The organism is Proteus sp. PR00208 (genome assembly GCF_016238545.1).
Classification (GTDB): domain Bacteria; phylum Pseudomonadota; class Gammaproteobacteria; order Enterobacterales; family Enterobacteriaceae; genus Proteus.
Genome location: NZ_JAEHQE010000004.1, coordinates 184,147 through 201,829, shown reverse-complemented (window position 1 = coordinate 201,829; position 17,683 = coordinate 184,147). Strand labels below are relative to the sequence as shown.

Annotated in this window: 15 protein-coding genes and 1 other annotated feature; of the genes, 7 read left to right on the top strand and 8 right to left on the bottom strand. The window is 38.8% G+C overall.

Annotated elements, in window-relative coordinates; all coding sequences use genetic code 11:
* From JEP36_RS05235 to JEP36_RS05225, 3 genes are all read right to left on the bottom strand, one after another.
* Nucleotides 1-1,207 (bottom strand): TonB-dependent receptor (locus tag JEP36_RS05235; protein ID WP_198629938.1); only part of this gene is annotated, 1,207 nt, incomplete at its 3' end.
* A gap of 103 nt (nucleotides 1,208-1,310) precedes the next feature.
* On the bottom strand, nucleotides 1,311-2,339 hold the full coding sequence (locus tag JEP36_RS05230; protein ID WP_232805416.1) for a FecR family protein: 1,029 nt from the start codon (nucleotides 2,337-2,339) through the stop codon (nucleotides 1,311-1,313).
* Nucleotides 2,329-2,877, bottom strand: coding sequence for an RNA polymerase sigma factor (locus JEP36_RS05225; RefSeq protein ID WP_109371879.1), 549 nt, complete (start codon nucleotides 2,875-2,877; stop codon nucleotides 2,329-2,331). The genes JEP36_RS05230 and JEP36_RS05225 overlap by 11 nt, the downstream gene beginning before the upstream one ends.
* Before the next feature lie 171 nt (nucleotides 2,878-3,048).
* Between JEP36_RS05225 and JEP36_RS05220 the strand changes: the two genes are divergently transcribed.
* Entirely contained in the window at nucleotides 3,049-3,846 is a 798-nt protein-coding gene (locus JEP36_RS05220) for an energy transducer TonB (RefSeq protein WP_198625959.1), read from the top strand.
* Between the two features lie 218 nt (nucleotides 3,847-4,064).
* Here JEP36_RS05220 and JEP36_RS05215 read toward each other — a convergent pair whose 3' ends face one another.
* Nucleotides 4,065-5,018: a type II toxin-antitoxin system PemK/MazF family toxin gene (locus JEP36_RS05215; protein ID WP_198629937.1), complete on the bottom strand. Its 954-nt coding sequence runs from the start codon at nucleotides 5,016-5,018 to the stop codon at nucleotides 4,065-4,067.
* A 182-nt stretch (nucleotides 5,019-5,200) separates the two neighbouring features.
* A complete protein-coding gene (gene ettA, locus JEP36_RS05210; RefSeq protein WP_109371873.1) occupies nucleotides 5,201-6,868 on the bottom strand; it encodes an energy-dependent translational throttle protein EttA in 1,668 nt (555 codons plus the stop codon).
* Between the two features lie 342 nt (nucleotides 6,869-7,210).
* Here ettA and sltY point away from each other — a divergent pair, with 342 nt between their 5' ends.
* Together sltY and trpR are read left to right on the top strand one after the other, a co-directional pair.
* A complete protein-coding gene (sltY, locus tag JEP36_RS05205) occupies nucleotides 7,211-9,130 on the top strand; it encodes a murein transglycosylase (RefSeq protein ID WP_198625962.1) in 1,920 nt (639 codons plus the stop codon).
* Between the two features lie 100 nt (nucleotides 9,131-9,230).
* Entirely contained in the window at nucleotides 9,231-9,542 is a 312-nt protein-coding gene (trpR, locus tag JEP36_RS05200) for a trp operon repressor (RefSeq protein ID WP_036911763.1), read from the top strand.
* A 138-nt stretch (nucleotides 9,543-9,680) separates the two neighbouring features.
* Here trpR and yjjX read toward each other — a convergent pair whose 3' ends face one another.
* The gene (gene yjjX, locus JEP36_RS05195) at nucleotides 9,681-10,217 is read right to left on the bottom strand and encodes an inosine/xanthosine triphosphatase (protein WP_023580954.1); all 537 of its coding nucleotides are present in this window, start codon (nucleotides 10,215-10,217) and stop codon (nucleotides 9,681-9,683) included.
* Nucleotides 10,218-10,268: 51 nt separating this feature from the next.
* Between yjjX and gpmB the strand changes: the two genes are divergently transcribed.
* Nucleotides 10,269-10,916 carry a 2,3-diphosphoglycerate-dependent phosphoglycerate mutase GpmB gene (gpmB, locus tag JEP36_RS05190; RefSeq protein ID WP_109371869.1) on the top strand — a complete coding sequence of 216 codons (648 nt, stop codon included), beginning with the start codon at nucleotides 10,269-10,271 and terminating at the stop codon, nucleotides 10,914-10,916.
* 43 nt (nucleotides 10,917-10,959) lie between these two features.
* On the opposite strand, the gene robA is transcribed toward gpmB, so the two are convergent.
* Nucleotides 10,960-11,868: an MDR efflux pump AcrAB transcriptional activator RobA gene (robA, locus tag JEP36_RS05185; protein WP_198619302.1), complete on the bottom strand. Its 909-nt coding sequence runs from the start codon at nucleotides 11,866-11,868 to the stop codon at nucleotides 10,960-10,962.
* Between the two features lie 227 nt (nucleotides 11,869-12,095).
* On the opposite strand from robA, the gene creA reads away from it, so the two are divergent.
* Nucleotides 12,096-12,554 carry a protein CreA gene (gene creA / locus JEP36_RS05180; RefSeq protein ID WP_198619446.1) on the top strand — a complete coding sequence of 153 codons (459 nt, stop codon included), beginning with the start codon at nucleotides 12,096-12,098 and terminating at the stop codon, nucleotides 12,552-12,554.
* Between the two features lie 211 nt (nucleotides 12,555-12,765).
* Here the strand turns inward: creA and arcA are convergent, their stop codons facing one another.
* Complete coding sequence (gene arcA / locus JEP36_RS05175; RefSeq protein ID WP_006535263.1) at nucleotides 12,766-13,482, bottom strand: two-component system response regulator ArcA; 717 nt, start codon at nucleotides 13,480-13,482, stop codon at nucleotides 12,766-12,768.
* A gap of 663 nt (nucleotides 13,483-14,145) precedes the next feature.
* Nucleotides 14,146-14,266: a sequence feature (Thr leader region), on the top strand.
* A 22-nt stretch (nucleotides 14,267-14,288) separates the two neighbouring features.
* On the opposite strand from arcA, the gene thrA reads away from it, so the two are divergent.
* Nucleotides 14,289-16,748: a bifunctional aspartate kinase/homoserine dehydrogenase I gene (gene thrA / locus JEP36_RS05170; protein WP_198619303.1), complete on the top strand. Its 2,460-nt coding sequence runs from the start codon at nucleotides 14,289-14,291 to the stop codon at nucleotides 16,746-16,748.
* Nucleotides 16,730-17,680: a homoserine kinase gene (thrB, locus tag JEP36_RS05165; RefSeq protein ID WP_198619304.1), complete on the top strand. Its 951-nt coding sequence runs from the start codon at nucleotides 16,730-16,732 to the stop codon at nucleotides 17,678-17,680. Before thrA ends, thrB begins: the two co-directional genes overlap by 19 nt.
* Nucleotides 17,681-17,683: the final 3 nt, after the last annotated feature.

Genomic DNA, 17,683 nt, shown 5'->3' with positions numbered 1-17,683 from the left:
CTAAATAACTATTATAACGTGCAATATTGCTCGATAAATCAAGAGATTGTTTCTCTGAGATATCCCATGAATATTTAATAAAATAGTTATCTGATGTTCGAGTTTGATCTTTATAATGAGGCGTTTGCTCAACTTGTTCTAACTGACCATCTGGAGTCAGAATAATTCCGCCTTCTGCACTTATCATCATCGGGATCGTTGATTCACGACGAGATGCAGAGAAAATAAGTCCGGTGTTGTCTGTTAAGCCTGTTTCAAACCAACCACCAAAGTTTTGTTTATCGTATTTTTTCTGGAATCGAGCGGGATTACTAAAATCGTTATTTGCGGTATCAAAATTTAGTTTTGGATCGGTGAAAATATTGTTCCAGCTTGAACGTGTTGTACGATAATAGGCGTTGGCGTGTGTTTCACCAGACCAACGACGACTTTGTACTTCAACCGTTCCCCCCGTAAATCCGCCGAATTCGACAGGAATATTGTTATCGTAAACTGCGACGCTATCAATTAAGCGACTATCAAGGTACATCCCTTGTTCATCACTACTAATGCGTGTGTTGGTTTCACCTAAACCTGAATTAGCAGGGTCAAAATCGTTGTTAAAACTGACACCGTCAAGTTTGTAAGAGTTTTGATAACTACTAGAGCCGTGAATAGAGATACGCGAAGGTTTAATTTCACCCTGATTCATTGAGGTGCTGTCGTTATTGGAAAATTGAACAGCAGGGTTACTTTTTAGTAAGTCAGTAACGTTTCCATCACCTGTATTACGCTGTTTTATCTCTTCTGAGGTGATGTATTGTGGGGCTGAAACCACATCAGTAGCTGGATGATATGTACTACCGACACCGGTTACTTTAACTTCAGGAATAACGATCGCGTTGGCAGTTGCAAGGGGGCGAATAACAAACCCACTGCCTTGTGGAATAATTTCTAATCCACTCCCGATTAAGACTTTTTGTAATGCAGTTTGGGTTTCAAATTGACCTGAAAGTGCTGGAGCACGTAGGTTTTTAACCGAATTTGCATCAAATAAAATTTGTACTTGTCCTTGTTTTGCAATGGCACTTAATGAATCAGCTAAAGACTGCTCTGGTAAAGCCACTGAAACTGTAGATGCATAAGCGCAAGGTGCGGCAATAGTGGTACTTATTAGCAATGCTAGTAAAGACCTCTTAAGGGTCCTTTTTTTGTTATTCATTCTCATTTCACCAATCCCATTCACTAACTTAATAATTGTTGTTACTAGGGAAGAGGGTGAAATGAGAATTATCCTCACCTGTAAAAAAGAATATTTTTCATATTTCTTTTTACTTATTGATAATTAAAGCATTATTTTTATCAGTAAAAACAACATTAACCGGCAATATCAGTGGAATTGCGGTAATAAAGTCTTTGGCATCATTTATGTTAGCGATCCCTGAGACTTTCATTTTGGCGATTTCGGGGGAGGAAATTTGAATATTGATATCAAGATAAGGTTTGAGCTTGGTTATCACTTCATTCAATGGGCGCTCAAAGAAATGCAGTTGACCAAAACGCCAACTTCCCACGGAATCAATATTGACCGAAGAGATAACAAAGCTATCGCTGGCTAATTTGCTTGTAGCCTGAGAGCCTGCGTACAAATAGGCTGGCGAAGATTTCGGTGTTGCTTTTACTTCAACGATCCCTTCATGGACAGCAACGTTAATTTGATTGTTATCATAGCGACTAACTTCAAATTCAGTGCCAACTACTTTAATTAATCGGGTATCAGCATGCACATAGAAAGGGCGATACGGATTTGATTTTACCTTGAAATAGGCTTGTCCTTTATCCAACCATAAACGCCTTTCTTCTTGCACATAAGCCACTCTTACCTGTGTATTTCTGTCTAAATAGACTTTAGAGCCATCAGCTAAGGTCATTTCTTTCGGTAAATCGCTGGTTGCAAGCGTCATATTATCCATCAGTAATGCAGGTAAATGACTATAAGGAAGATATAAAACGGTGAGTAAACAAAGAGTAGCCGTGGTGTGGATCATCGGGCGCCAAAAAGAGCATTTTTTCTTTTCAACGGTGGCGATTGTTGGTCGTGGTAATGCATCGCATTGACGCCAGATCCCAGCAATATCTTGATACGCTTGCCGATTTACATCATTTTCTATCCACACTTTAAACGCTTGACGTTGCTGAGGTGTCATCCTTTGGCTATATTGTCGGGTGAACCAAAGGGCTGCTTGCTCATCAGTCGATCCATTGAGTAATTCATCATTAGTCTCCAAAAAAAGGGAGTCTAGCTCCTCATCTGTGTGAGGTTTTATTTCCGGTATATTTTTTTCCGGCTTACTCATCATTCGAGCATTTCTCCTGTCCTGCATCGACATATCTTTTGCAATGTAATAGGGCAGCGGCAATATGTTTTTCCACCATACTGATTGAGATTTCCATTTGCTCTGCAATTTCGCTTTGTGATAGTCCATCAAAACGATAAAGAACAAATGCTTCTCGACGGCGTGGAGGTAATGTTTCAATTGCTTCGCTAAGTAGATCTAAACGCTGTTGATGCTCAACGACATACCCCGGATCAAGCTCCGTGGTATAACTTTGAGCGGCGTCATCTAATTCACAATCATCCTGATAGATATCTTTTTGCTTTTGATTTTTTCTCCAATGGTCAATCAAAACGTGGTTCGCTATTTTAAACAGAAAAGCACGCTGTTCTTGCACAGGTGTTTGTTCTTTTCTGTTTAGCCATAGTGTAAACACATCTTGAGACAAATCATCTGCATCATGGTAATTACCCGTACGTTTGTGGAAAAAACGCACAAGTTGTCCATAGGTTGATTGATAGGCACAACTAATTTTTTGTGCCAATGATTTATCGCTAGCCATAATCTCTGGTGTCTAAAAAAGAGTGAAATAATAAGCTCTTACTGCTTCTCATGCGAACAAGTTATGATAATTATCAAGCTAATTTTTTATTGTATTATTAATAATAAGCAATATCATTTGTGTTTGTATTATGCCTATAATTCACAAGAAAGAAAATCAGAGGCAAGAATTATGAGTAGTATGTCGGCGACTTTTTCACGCCGTGGATCATTTTCTATTGGTGGATTAACCGCCAGTATTTTATTTCATGCAACGTTAGCTGTTGTCGCTATTGGCTGGATAACATCTAAAGATGAACGCCATGGTGTTTTACCACCAGCGATGACAATGGATCTTGGTATCTATCAATTAGCACAGGCAGAAACAAAAGAAGTTCCTGTTGGGCCTGAAAAAGTGATGTCTGTTCCTGAACCCGCAGAGGTAGAGCCAGAACCTATCAAAGAAGTGTTAGATTTACCTAAAATGCCTGTAGTAGAACAAGGTACTTATGAGCGTATTCCAGAAAAGCCAAAAGTAAAACCAGTGGTGAAACCAAAACCTGTTGCGGTGAAAGTACCTGATGATCTTCCTGTCTCAGAAGCACCATCAGATGTAACAAGCGCACCTATTTCTGGTTCTAATACAAGTAGTAGTGCTCAATTTAATAGTTTATCTACTTCTTCTGTGAGTGGGCAAATGGGCTGGGAAAGCTTAGTTCATAGCCATATTAATGCCTATAAACGCTACCCACGCACAGCATTGCGCTTTAAAGCAACGGGCGTGACACAAGTTTCTATTGTGTTAAATGCAAAAGGTGAGTTATTAGACGCGAAAGTAGAAACATCATCAGGTAATCGTATTCTTGATAGAGAAGCGTTAAATACGATTAAACGTGCTTCGCCATTTCCAGCGCCTGAAAGCTATCGTTTAGTAAATGGTAATATTTCATTTACTGCGCCTTTAACGTTTGATTATAGGCAAGAGAGCTAAGTTATTATTTATAATTATTTACTACATAATAAACTAACTATTAAAAATAAATAATTTAAAGAAACAGAAACTAAAAAACCACCGTAAGGTGGTTTTTTAGTTTTAATCTTTGTGTTCGTCGGCATCGCAATTTTTCAGCGTCGCGGGGAAGATTGCCGGCTCTTTTATCCCCACCAACGAAACAAGAGTATCATAGTGAAAATATAACATCAATATAATTATTCAATAGAGTTTTTGTATAATAAAATCTCATTATCAATTTCATCAATATGTGAAGCGTGACTTCCATTTGTATACATATACATCTCTTTTAAGAGCAGTAAATTATTTTTCAAATGATATATCTCTGATTCTAATTTATTATTCTTTATTTTTAAATCCTCTAATTCTGAATATAATTTATTTTTTGATATTGATGATAATAATCCTTTGTCTAATAAATTTCGATCGTTACGGCAAATAGATGCTCGATAATCCTCATGTCTATAGTATCTTTTACGAGTGTTTAATTTAAATAAAGGAGGAAGTATTCGCGTTACACAAATAGTTTGGATCATATCACATAAAGCATAAGTTTCTTTTTTAGCAAGATCACCAATGTTTTTTATTGATTCATCTGATAATTTAAAAATAGAGGAATTAACGGCTAAGTCATGAGGCTTTTTTGATGTGAGTGGAATGACTTTAACTCCTCTGTCATCTGCTTTTACGACAATCGCAGGCCTTCTCTTATGCATTTCACCCTGTTGAATATTATCAGGATAGCGTTTATTTGTTTTTATACTGGCATCCAAAGTGACACATGAGAAGATATGTCCAAATTCAACAATAATAATTTTACCAAGATATAATATTGATTTAGCACTTTTATAATTTTTATTTTTTAATGTTTGAGATAAATAAATATCATCTGAAACATTTCTTGGAGATAGCCAAATATTTATAATAATATTGTTCTCAGATAGAGTTTGAATTTTTGAACTTTTTATTTCCCATCGGTGTTCTTTTCTACCGATAAATGATTTTGTGATAAAAACAGGATAGAAATTTTCTTTATCAATGTTATCTCTAAATAGTGGAGTGATAATTTCATTTATACCATTTAGAATAACATGACCTAATAATATTTCAGTCCGATAATTATAAAATTCAAAATAATTAATTCTTATCATAATATAATCCGTTAAGTAATAGTGAGGTATATCTGTGTTTTCGGGATTATTTTAGATTAATGTGACTTTATTTTTTCTATTTTAAACTTTAAATATATTTATTAAATTTCAAACTAATTAAATATAAAAAAGCAGAGAATAATCTCTGCTTTTATTTTTAGTCGTAAGGAAAATAATTAAAACTATTTTGTCATACGTTTGTATTTCATGCGACGAGGCTGAATAGCGTCGTTGCCTAATGTACGTTTTTTGTATTCTTCATATTCAGTAAAGTTACCTTCGAAGAATTCCACTTTACCTTCATCTTGATAATCGATGATATGCGTGGCAATACGGTCAAGGAACCAGCGGTCATGCGAGATAACCATTGCACAACCAGGGAACTCTAATAGGGCGTTTTCTAATGCACGTAAAGTTTCAACGTCGAGGTCGTTAGTTGGTTCATCGAGCAGCAACATGTTACCGCCAACTTGTAGCAGCTTCGCAAGGTGTAAACGACCACGCTCACCACCAGAAAGTTCGCCAACACGTTTACCTTGGTCAATACCTTTAAAGTTAAAACGACCAACATAGGCACGGCTTGGGATCTCAAAGTTGCCAATACGCATAATGTCTTGGCCACCTGAAACTTCTTCCCAAACAGTTTTACTGTCGTCCATGCTGTCTCGGAACTGATCAACCGATGCTAATTTAACAGTATCACCTAGTGTTAAGGTGCCTGAATCGGGTTGTTCTTGACCCGAGATCATACGAAATAGTGTTGATTTACCTGCACCGTTAGGGCCGATAATACCGACAATCGCCCCTTTAGGAATAGAGAAGCTTAAATTATCAATCAGAACGCGATCACCATAAGATTTTGTTAGATTATTAATTTCTAACACTTTATCCCCTAAACGTGGTCCAGGTGGAATAAAGAGTTCACTGGTCTCATTACGTTTTTGATAATCAACGCTGTTAAGTTCTTCAAAGCGAGCAAGACGTGCCTTGCCTTTTGCTTGGCGACCTTTAGGATTTTGGCGGATCCACTCAAGTTCTTTCTGAATAGATTTATGACGAGCCGCTTCAGTTGCCGCTTCTTGCTCAAGGCGCGCGTCTTTTTGCTCTAACCATGAAGAGTAGTTACCTTCCCATGGAATACCTTCACCACGGTCAAGTTCTAAGATCCAACCCGCTACGTTATCAAGGAAGTAACGGTCGTGGGTGATCGCCACAACAGTACCTTCATAATCATGTAAGAAGCGCTCTAACCAAGCCACAGATTCCGCATCCAAGTGGTTAGTTGGTTCATCTAATAACAGCATATCTGGTTTTTCTAACAGGAGACGACAGATAGCAACACGGCGACGTTCACCCCCTGAAAGTTTCTCAATTTTTGCGTCCCATTCAGGTAAACGTAGCGCTTCTGCTGCACGCTCTAATTGATTTTCAAGGTTATGGCCATCATGAGATTGAATAATCGCTTCTAACTGACCTTGTTCTTTTGCTAATTTATCGAAATCAGCATCAGGATCGGCATAAGCCGCATAAACTTCATCAAGGCGGTTTAATGCGTTTTTCAGTTCGCTGACGGCTTCTTCAACGGCTTCACGTACTGTATGTTCTGGGTTTAATTTTGGTTCTTGTGGTAAGTAACCAATTTTAATACCTGGTTGTGGACGTGCTTCACCTTCGATATCAGTATCAATACCTGCCATGATGCGTAGTAATGTTGATTTACCAGCACCATTAAGACCAAGCACACCAATTTTCGCGCCCGGGAAGAAGCTGAGTGAAATGTTTTTAAGGATATGTCGCTTAGGTGGGACAATTTTCCCGACACGCAACATACTATAAACGTATTGAGCCACTATAATTACCCTTTGATTATAAAAGAGATTTTATCTGAGGTGCCACTTTTTGCGCTAAAAACAAATTTTTTGTGATTAAGCCGCGTGTTTATGGTACCAAAATGAACAATAGCAAAGTCAATGCCAGTATTTTGCCAAAGACCCGAAAATGATGAAAGTCGCCAGTATACCCGATTTATAAAAGAAAACCTTAGTCAAAAGAGAGGTTTTTATCCACCTTTCGTACTTCCTCTGAAAGTAAAGAAAATTTCTCTTAAAGAGGGGAACTTACATTGTTAATGATTATCATATTAGCTAATGTATTCACTCTTTGGTGGTTCTATTTGAGGTGGGAGAAATAACGTGGTGAAGCAAAAGTGGTCGTTAGCATTGGCAATTGGGGCATTGTGTTTTTCTACATGGGTGCAAGCAGATTCATTAAGTGAACAACGTGCCCGTTATCAAGAAATTAAGTCAGCATGGGATCTGAAAAAAACAGATGAAGTAGAAAAACTACTGCCCACATTACAAAACTATCCACTTTATCCTTATCTGGAATACCGTCAAATTACGGATAATCTTGATATTATTGCGCCAGCAGTGGTTACTGAATTTGTTGCTAAATATCCCACATTACCACCAGCAAAAGCGCTTCCTTCACTGTTTGTGAATGAATTGGCTAAACGCCAAGAGTGGCAGAACTTACTGACTTTTAGCCCCAATCCACCAAATCCTAAAGCCGCAAGATGTAATTATTATTATGCAAAATGGGCAACAGGTGATATTCAAACGGCATGGGTAGGGGCTAAAGAAGCATGGCTTAATGGCACATCAATGCCATCAAGTTGTGATTCACTTTTTGATGAATGGCAAAAAGCTAATCAATTAACACCCGAGTTGGTGTTAGAACGCATTAATTTAGCGGTTAAAAATGGTAATACGGCGCTTGCTGCTTACTTGGCTCGACGTCTCCCTGAAAATTATCAAACCATTAGTGATGCCTTGGTTGAATTACAAGACTATCCCAATTTAGTTGGACGCTATGCAACCACTCTTTCACCGACAGATTTCACACGTTCAATCATACAATCTGCATTTTCACGTTGGGCAAGAAAAGACGCAGATGCAGCAAGAGCACAACTGGACAATATCGCGCATGCACAAAAAATGACAGCCAGTGAGCGCCAGTTAATGCGTGATACTGTGGCGTGGCAATATATGCCTTATGCGACACCAGAGCAGGTAAAATGGCGTGATAGCGTTATTCAAGATACAGCATCAGATACATTGCGTGAGCGCCGTGTACGCCTAGCATTAAGCCAAAACCAACCTGCTGAATTGGCATTGTGGTTAGAAAGGCTCTCTCCGGAAAGTAAAAATAAGGAAGAGTGGCGTTATTGGCGAGCAATGGTGTTGCAATCACAAGGTAAAAACAGTGAAGCACAAGCTATTTTAGAAGCGCTAACACAAAATCGTGGTTTTTACCCAATGGTTGCAGCTGCCAAATTAGGTAAGCCTTATGTGATGGTGATAGATAAAGCCCCAAGTGTTTCATCAAACATCCCTAATCAGCCAGAAATACAGCGTGTTCGTGAATTGATGTATTGGCAGATGGATAACTTAGCGCGATCAGAGTGGGCAAACTATGTTGCTTCACAGCCAGCGCAAATACAGTCTGAATTAGCGCGTTATGCGTATGAGCAAAAATGGGCTGATTTAGCGGTGCAAGCCACGATCACAGGGAAAATGTGGGATCATCTAGAAGAACGCTTCCCTCTTGCTTGGAAAAATGAGTTTGAGCAATATACGAAAGATAAATCGATCGACCGCAATTATGCGATGGCGATTGCTCGCCAAGAAAGTGCGTGGAATCCTCAAGCCCGTTCTTCAGCGGGTGCAACAGGTTTAATGCAGGTTATGCCAAAAACAGCAGAGTTTACGGTAAAACAAGCGGGGATTACGGGATATACAAGTAGTGCGCAATTGACAAATCCTGTGAAGAATATTGAGATTGGTACCGCTTATCTTGATTCTGTCTATCAGCGTTTTAACCAAAACCGTATTTTAGCAAGTGCTGCGTACAATGCGGGGCCTGCGCGTGTTGATCGTTGGTTATCTGATGCAAATGGTCAATTAGATGCAATTGCTTTTGTTGAAAGTATTCCTTTTGCTGAAACTCGTGGTTATGTGAAAAACGTACTCTCTTTTGCTGTTTTCTATAGCTATTTTGCGGGTGAACAGCAGCCAGTACTGACTGAAAATGAGTGGAATAGCCGATATTAAAGGATAAAAAAAGGATTTATTGTTGGAGCCTCTTTGTACATTAGCAAAGTATGATATAGTTTGTACTAGTTAATGAGTGTGGCAAAAAGAGGTTCCCACGATGCAAGATCCTGCATTATCACCTGAAGAGAATGAGCACTGGCTAAGATTTGTAGAGTTATTACAACATGCTTTTGAGCAAGATGTGCAATTTCCTATTTTACAACTTTTAATGACACCTGATGAACGTAGTGCTTTGGCAACTCGAGTTCGCATTGTGCAAGAGTTAATGCGAGGGGATTTAAGTCAGCGTGAGTTAAAAGAAGAGTTAGGCGTTGGCATTGCCACCATCACTAGAGGCTCTAATAGTTTAAAAACAGCGCCACATGATGTAAAATTATGGCTTGAAAAAGAGCTAATGACGAAAAAATAGTCGCGTTGTTACTCTCTAGACTAGAATAATAAAAAGCCATTTAATTATTTGATTAAATGGCTTTTTTTGTTTCTTTTTTATCTAACAGCAAACTTATCTAGAAGCTGGGTTATCTAAAAAAACGCATTAGATTAATTATTAATCTTCTTTTTGATTGAGTTCTTTATAGATATCATGAGTGACTGGTACTAATGCCAGCACTAATGCTTGTTGATACACAGAAGTACGACTGAGTAGGCCATCAGTAAAATAACCAATCGCACCGCCACGCTGTTTAATGTTGTCAATTTTTGTTAAGAAAGCCATTTCATCGCCAAGCTCACGACCTTCACGGATCCCTTTTAAGATCTGTTCTGGTAGCATAAGGCTTGCTGAGCGTGATTCTCCACGAATTTGACCATGTTCGACAACAATCCAAGCAAAGGTCATATCATCTTCTATACCGGCTTCGACGCCAACCCAAAAATCAGCTTCAGGGCGAACTTGACGAGCCGCCATCACACGTTGACGTGCGCCAGTTCTCGTTTCTGTATTTCCGATAGGTTGCTGTGGAACACGACTATCGACATTAATATCTTCAATATCAAAGGTATCTTTACCGAATACTTGCTCAAAGGCGAGTTTTATCGCGTTGATTTTTGCTGGATTCGTAGTGGCTGCAATGACATGATACATAATGAATTAATCATCCTTTGAAAAATTAGAGCAGTATAACGGAAAAAATGTATGTTACAGGTCTATCTTGTTCGCCACGGTGAAACTGAATGGAACGTGGCGAGACGTATTCAAGGGCAATCTGATAGCCCACTAACAGCAAATGGTGTGCGTCAAGCACAGCAAGTTGCTGAAAAAGTAAAATCAGCAGGCATTACCCACATTATCTCAAGCGATCTTGGCCGTACTCGTCAAACGGCAGAAATCATTGCACAAGCTTGTGGCTGTGAAGTGATAACTGACCCACGTTTACGTGAACTCAATATGGGCGTTCTTGAACAACGAGAGATCGCAACATTAAAGACACAAGAAGAGGCTTGGCGCAAGAGTTTGATTGATGGTACACCTGATGGACGAATTCCCCAAGGAGAATCAATGGCAGAATTAGCAAGTCGTATGCAGGCTGCGCTAAATCAATGTCTTGATTTACCCGCAAATAGCCGCCCACTCTTAGTCAGTCATGGTATTGCTTTAGGGTGCTTACTGAGTACTGTATTAGGATTACCTGCATATGCAGAACGCCGTTTAAGACTGCGTAATTGCTCAATTTCACGCGTTGATTATCAAAATAGCCCTTGGCTTGCTAATGGTTGGGTGATTGAAACAGCGGGTGATGTGAGTCATCTTACTGATACTGCATTAGATGAAGTTCAGCGCTAAAAAATAAAAGCTCTCTTTCTCATATTACAAAGAGAGCTTTTTCTTATGCGGTTACATCTTCGCGTTTAATTGGAATGTAATATTCAAAACGTTCGATATGATCTTGTGGCTCAGTCACCATCTCATTGCTGTAACTCACATTTTTAAGATAGTATTTTTCAACGTCATAGCCTTTACGGCGCGTTAATCCCATATTAGGTAAGCAGACACCATAAATTAGGAATAAAAATTCCTGCATTGCACCACGTTTTGCCTCACCTTCAAAATCAAAGCGAATGTAATCACCGCCAGCAAGAGAGACTTCATTTGCTGCATCATCATCGATAAACGTTGCATAATCTGGCTCAACGGCAGTTGTGTAAAGCACACGTTGTTCGTCTTCATGCTCATCGCTATGTTGTGCGTGGTGAAGCCCATAAACTTGATGAGGGACAGCGCTTATCTTGCTCATGTAGTAACGCCAGAAGGTTTGGCGCATGTTAGAGCAGGCTTCAGCCCATTGCTCAAGGGTGTGGCTACAAGTTTGCTCAATACCAATTAATTTCTTCTCAGATAGCGTTACAAATTCCCATTTAGGTAAATTTTGAGGATCTAAGGTAATTGGTGGACAAATTCCTACCGCACACCATTCATCAGTACGACGATAAAGTGCGGGTGTTCTATCAAATTGCTTTTTAAAAGCGCGGGTAAAAGTCTGTTGAGAATCAAAACGATATTGCAAAGCAATGTCTAAAATAGGGCGGCTCGTTAAACGTAATGCAACGGCTGCACGAGATAGACGCCTTGAACGAATATAAGAACCAATCGCTTGTCCTGTAACTTCTTTAAACATGCGTTGTAGATGCCACTTGGAGTAACCCGCTTTGGTTGCGACATTATCGAGGGATAATGGCTTGTCTAGGTTATTATCAAGCCAAGCGAGCAAATCACGTATGATGTTGGTTTGATCCATACATCTCCCTTAGTCATATTCGTTTGTTTATTGCAGTAGAAGTAGATGGTAAAGAGCCTGAACATCTATAACAAGTTATATTGTTAGACAATCGTAAAATATAGTCTTTTTCATCGACTAATGTACACAAATTCTTCTATCAGTTAGTAATAGATTGTTTTATTCTAGACAAAACTATTTTCTCATCTTTTCAATGGAACTAGGTAAATATGTTAAATTTCAAAAAGATGCTAGCAATATCTATATTACTCCCTTTTTCTTTGATGGCAAAAGCAGAAGAAATTGGCTACGTGGATACGGTATTTAAGTTTTTTGGCGCTAACCATAAAATTGTGATTGAAGCATTTGATGATCCTGAAGTTAAAAATGTCACATGTTATTTAAGCCGAGCAAAAACTGGGGGCATTTCAGGGAGTTTAGGTCTTGCTGAAGATACTGCTGATGCGGCTATCTCTTGCCAGCAAGTAGGGCCTATTGAACTAAGCGAAAAGGTTATTAAAGGGAAAAATAATGGTGATGTTGTTTTCCAGAAAAGAACATCATTAGTATTTAAAAAGCTTCAAGTTGTACGTTTTTACGATAAACAGCGCCATGCTTTAGTTTATCTGACTTACTCAGATAAAGTCATTGATGGTTCGCCAAAAAATGCGATTAGTGCAGTACCTATTATGCCGTGGAAAGAGTGATTTTTATTTACTAGAGAAATTAATGGTTAATAAAATTAATACGAATAAGGTTTAAAATTTTTTTAAAAAAGAAGTTATATTTTTTATCAAAATAGTTGCTGAGATCAATTTTCACTATTTGTGATTTTATTAATCCTTCTTTAGATAAAAGAAACCCCCGAATGGTAATTCGGGGGTTTTTGTTAAGAAAGTGTTTGAGATAGAATCAAAATCACTCGTCTAAATCACCACAGAAGCGATAACCTTCACCATGAATTGTTGCAATGATTTCTGGTGTATCTGGTGTTGACTCAAAATGCTTACGAATACGACGGATAGTTACGTCAACCGTACGATCATGAGGTTTCAGTTCACGGCCTGTCATTTTCTTCAGTAATTCTGCACGAGTTTGGATTTTTCCTGGATTCTCGCAGAAATGTAGCATCGCACGAAATTCACTGCGTGGTAATTTATATTGTTCACCAGCAGGGCTGATTAGTGAGCGACTGTTAATATCAAGCTCCCAACCATTGAATTTATAGCTTTCCACTAAACGGCGTTCTTCTGTGCCATTAACTAAATTCATGGTACGTGACAGTAAGTTACGTGCACGAATCGTTAATTCACGAGGGTTAAATGGTTTAGTAATGTAATCATCGGCACCAATTTCTAGGCCTAAGATTTTATCAACTTCATTATCACGACCGGTCAGGAACATTAATGCAACACTTGCCTGTTCACGTAATTCACGAGCAAGTAACAGCCCGTTTTTACCAGGAAGGTTAATGTCCATAATGACCAGATTAATATCATGATCAGATAGAACATTGTGCATTTCGTTGCCATCAGTGGCTTCGTGTACGATATACCCTTCAGCTTCGAATATGCTTTTCAGGGTATTACGAGTAACAACTTCGTCTTCAACAATCAGAATGTGCGGGGTTTGCATATTTGCTACCTAAAATTACCAAAAATAGAAAAAGGAAATCTGTGTTTAACTTCTGTGTGCGCTTGTGTGGTTATTCATTTTTGTTATTAGCACGTAAAAACTAGACCCAGATTGAAATTCGATAAATAACCATCACGTTATTACAAAACTTGCAATTTTAATCGACAATGAACGCTAAAATCAGAATGCAAAACGCCCATAGTCTATTAACAGCAATATAACACCAGTTGTATTAAATACCATCTAAAAAGCTAACTTTTGTTGACACATATCAAAATCAAGATAACAGCTTAACCTTGATTTCAATAGTTAACTATATAATTTGATTTATGTAATGTAAAAGAAAAATATATGTTAAATATAGTGGGGGTTTATTTTTTTTCCAGTTTTGTTACACAATTTAAAGTAGCATAAAATACCTTATTCCTAATAAAAGTACAAATCCCCAAATAACTCTAAAATAGTAGCTTTATTTTCTTTGTTTATCCCTTTGTGATAGCAATATCTATACTACAATAGGAGTAAGGATCGAATAAATTTTATTTAAGTTGAGTTTATTTTTTGGTGCAAAAAAAGAAAAAATTTGACATCTCTCTCGCTTTGCTTTAACCAGTATATAGTCAAACTAAATTTGAGACAGACAGGATAGTTATGCGTATTTACAGCCCAGCTAAAATGACAATTATTACCACCACCACCGGAATCTTATATTGCGGGGCGGGCTGTCGCATATAAAAAACGAAAATCGAAAAAGCCCGCATTGAGAAATGCGGGTTTTTTTTTGGGTGAAAAATCAGGAGAGCTGTATGCGAGTGTTAAAATTTGGGGGAACTTCAGTTGCCAACGCAGAGCGTGTGCTGAATGTTGCTGATATCGCTGAGAAAAAAAGAGAGCAAGGACAAGTCGCTCTTGTATTATCAGCACCAGCCAAGATAACTAACTACTTGGTTGCAATGATTGAAAAAACGGCAGAAGGCGAAGATCCTCTCACTCAAGTACGAGAAGCCGAGCAAATTTTTGCCAACTTATTACAAGGTTTAAGAGAAAAACAACCTGGTTTTGACTATGAGCGCTTAAAAGATAAAGTTGAGCGTGAATTTGCAGAGATCAAACATATTCTTCATGGGATCTCTTTATTAGGCCAATGTCCTGATAGCATCAATGCAGCGATGATTTGTCGTGGTGAAAAGCTCTCTATCGCTATAATGGGATCCGTTTTGCAGGCTCGTGGCTATAATGTCACTGTGATCGATCCGGTCAAAAATTTACTCGCACAAGGTCATTATTTAGAATCAACAGTTGATATTCCTGAGTCTACTCGCCGCATCTTAGAACTCAATATCGCAAAAGACGATATGATTTTAATGGCAGGTTTTACTGCGGGTAATGAAAAGAATGAACTCGTGGTATTAGGTCGTAATGGTTCAGACTACTCTGCTGCTGTGTTAGCCGCTTGCTTACGTGCAGAGTGTTGTGAAATTTGGACTGATGTTGACGGTGTTTATACTTGTGATCCTCGTTTAGTTCCTGATGCACGTCTGTTAAAAGGCATGTCTTATCAAGAAGCGATGGAACTCTCTTACTTCGGCGCTAAAGTACTTCATCCTCGCACTATTGCTCCAATCGCCCAATTCCAAATTCCTTGTTTAATAAAAAACACAGGCAACCCAGATGCGCCAGGTACATTAATTGGTGATGGTCAAAAAGATGATAGTACACCAGTTAAAGGGATCACCAACCTTAATAATATGGCGATGATCAACGTATCAGGCCCTGGTATGAAAGGTATGGTGGGGATGGCCGCTCGAGTGTTCTCTGTTATGTCAAGAGCGGGTATTTCTGTTGTTCTGATTACACAATCTTCTTCTGAATACAGCATCAGCTTTTGTGTACCGCAAAAAGAACTTATTAGAGCGCAAAAAGCCTTATCAGATGAATTTTATTTAGAATTAAAAGACGGTGTACTTGATCCATTAGATATCATGGAAAACGTCGCTATCATCTCCGTTGTAGGTGATGGTATGCGTACTTTAAAAGGGATCTCAGCGCGTTTCTTCTCTGCTTTAACCCGTGGCAATATCAATATCGTTGCGATTGCTCAAGGCTCTTCAGAGCGCTCTATTTCTGCCGTTATTGCGAATGATTCTGCAACTAACGCGGTGCGTTTATGCCATCAAATGCTTTTCAACACTAATCAAATTGTTGAAGTCTTTATTGTCGGTGTTGGTGGTGTTGGCAACGCATTAATTGAACAAATCCATCGCCAGCAAGCATGGTTGAAAAATAAGCATATCGATCTTCGTGTATGTGGTATTGCTAACTCAAGAGCCATGCTGACAGATATGCAAGGTATTGATTTAGATAATTGGCAACAAGAACTTAAAGAAGCCAAAGAGCCTTTTAGCTTTAGTCAGCTTATTCGTTTAGAAAAAGAGTACCACTTCTTAAATCCAGTGATCGTTGATTGCACATCAAACGAAGAAATTGCGCGACAATACGCAAATTTCTTACAAAATGGCTTTAACGTGGTTACACCAAACAAAAAAGCGAATACGCTGTCGATGGACTATTACTACCAAATTCGACAAGCAGCGGAAGCTTCACGCCGTAAGTTCTTGTATGACACTAACGTTGGCGCAGGTTTACCGGTTATTGAAAACTTACAAAACTTGCTCAATGCGGGCGATGAGTTAGTTCAATTTAATGGTATTCTTTCAGGCTCCTTGTCATACATTTTTGGTCAACTAGATGAAGGTAAAAGCTTATCTGAAGCGACTCTTTCAGCAAAAGATAAAGGTTTTACAGAGCCTGATCCTCGAGATGATCTTTCTGGTATGGATGTTGCGCGTAAACTGCTTATTTTAGCGCGTGAAGCGGGTTATAAATTAGAACTCAGTGATATCGATGTAGAGCCTGTGCTGCCTGTTTCATTTGATAGCTCAGGTGATGTAGCCAGCTTCTTAAACCGTTTACCTCAAGTTGATGTTGAATTTGATGCAAAAGTCGAAGAAGCACAAAAAGCAGGTAAGGTATTACGTTATGTTGGCATCATCAATGAAGGAAAATGCCAAGTTAAGATAATGGCAGTTGATGCAAATGATCCTCTGTTTAAAGTGAAAAATGGTGAAAATGCTTTAGCCTTTTACACTCGCTACTATCAACCTATTCCATTGGTATTACGTGGATATGGTGCTGGTAATGATGTTACTGCTGCTGGGGTGTTTGCAGATGTATTACGTACCTTATCATGGAAATTGGGAGTTTAAGCGTGGTTAAAGTTTATGCACCGGCATCAATCGGCAACGTGAGTGTCGGATTTGATGTCCTTGGCGCGGCAGTTTCACCTATTGATGGGCAATTACTGGGTGATTGTGTCACCGTTGAAGCGGCTTCGGCATTTACACTTGAAAGTAAAGGGCACTTTGTTAGCAAATTACCTTCAGATCCTAAGCAAAACATTGTGTATCAATGTTGGCAGTTATTTTGTGAAAAATTAGGCAAAGAACTTTCTGTTGCAATGACGCTTGAGAAAAATATGCCAATTGGTTCTGGTTTAGGATCAAGTGCTTGTTCTGTTGTTGCGGCATTGGTTGCACTTAATGAATTTGCCCAAAAGCCTTTTGGTGAGAGACAATTGCTGCTGATGATGGGGGAGCTTGAAGGTCGTATTTCAGGTAGTGTGCACTATGATAATGTTGCACCTTGTTATTTAGGTGGGTTACAACTTATTTTGGAACAAAATGGCACTATTTGTCAGTCTGTACCAACATTTGATGATTGGTATTGGGTTATGGCATATCCGGGAATTAAAGTTTCTACGGCAGAAGCTAGAGCGATTTTACCAAAACAATACTCTAAAGCAGACATCATTAACCACGGTCGTTATTTATCGGGTTTTATTCATGCTTGCCATACTCAGCAATCAGGACTAGCCGCTAATTTGATGCAAGATGTGATTGCAGAGCCTTATCGTACCCAACTTCTTCCGGGGTTTGAAAAAGCCAGAGAGGCTTCGCAGAAGAAAGGTGCATTAGCTTGTGGTATTTCCGGCTCAGGCCCTACCATTTTTACGATTAGTGATTCATTAGAAATCGCACAAGAGATGGCCGAATGGCTGAAACAAAACTATGTACAAAACAGTGAAGGCTTTGTACATATCTGCCGTATAGATACGCGTGGCGCAAGACAGATAGGATAAGTC

Coding starts and splice junctions, on each gene's coding strand:
- JEP36_RS05215 (WP_198629937.1), bottom strand. CDS start 5,018: ATGATAAGAATTAATTATTTTGAATTTTATAATTATCGGACTGAAATA.
- yjjX (WP_023580954.1), bottom strand. CDS start 10,217: ATGTATCATGTCATTGCAGCCACTACGAATCCAGCAAAAATCAACGCG.
- robA (WP_198619302.1), bottom strand. CDS start 11,868: ATGGATCAAACCAACATCATACGTGATTTGCTCGCTTGGCTTGATAAT.
- arcA (WP_006535263.1), bottom strand. CDS start 13,482: ATGCAAACCCCGCACATTCTGATTGTTGAAGACGAAGTTGTTACTCGT.
- JEP36_RS05225 (WP_109371879.1), bottom strand. CDS start 2,877: ATGGCTAGCGATAAATCATTGGCACAAAAAATTAGTTGTGCCTATCAA.
- thrA (WP_198619303.1), top strand. CDS start 14,289: ATGCGAGTGTTAAAATTTGGGGGAACTTCAGTTGCCAACGCAGAGCGT.
- JEP36_RS05220 (WP_198625959.1), top strand. CDS start 3,049: ATGAGTAGTATGTCGGCGACTTTTTCACGCCGTGGATCATTTTCTATT.
- JEP36_RS05230 (WP_232805416.1), bottom strand. CDS start 2,339: ATGATGAGTAAGCCGGAAAAAAATATACCGGAAATAAAACCTCACACA.
- creA (WP_198619446.1), top strand. CDS start 12,096: ATGCTAGCAATATCTATATTACTCCCTTTTTCTTTGATGGCAAAAGCA.
- gpmB (WP_109371869.1), top strand. CDS start 10,269: ATGTTACAGGTCTATCTTGTTCGCCACGGTGAAACTGAATGGAACGTG.
- thrB (WP_198619304.1), top strand. CDS start 16,730: ATGGAAATTGGGAGTTTAAGCGTGGTTAAAGTTTATGCACCGGCATCA.
- trpR (WP_036911763.1), top strand. CDS start 9,231: ATGCAAGATCCTGCATTATCACCTGAAGAGAATGAGCACTGGCTAAGA.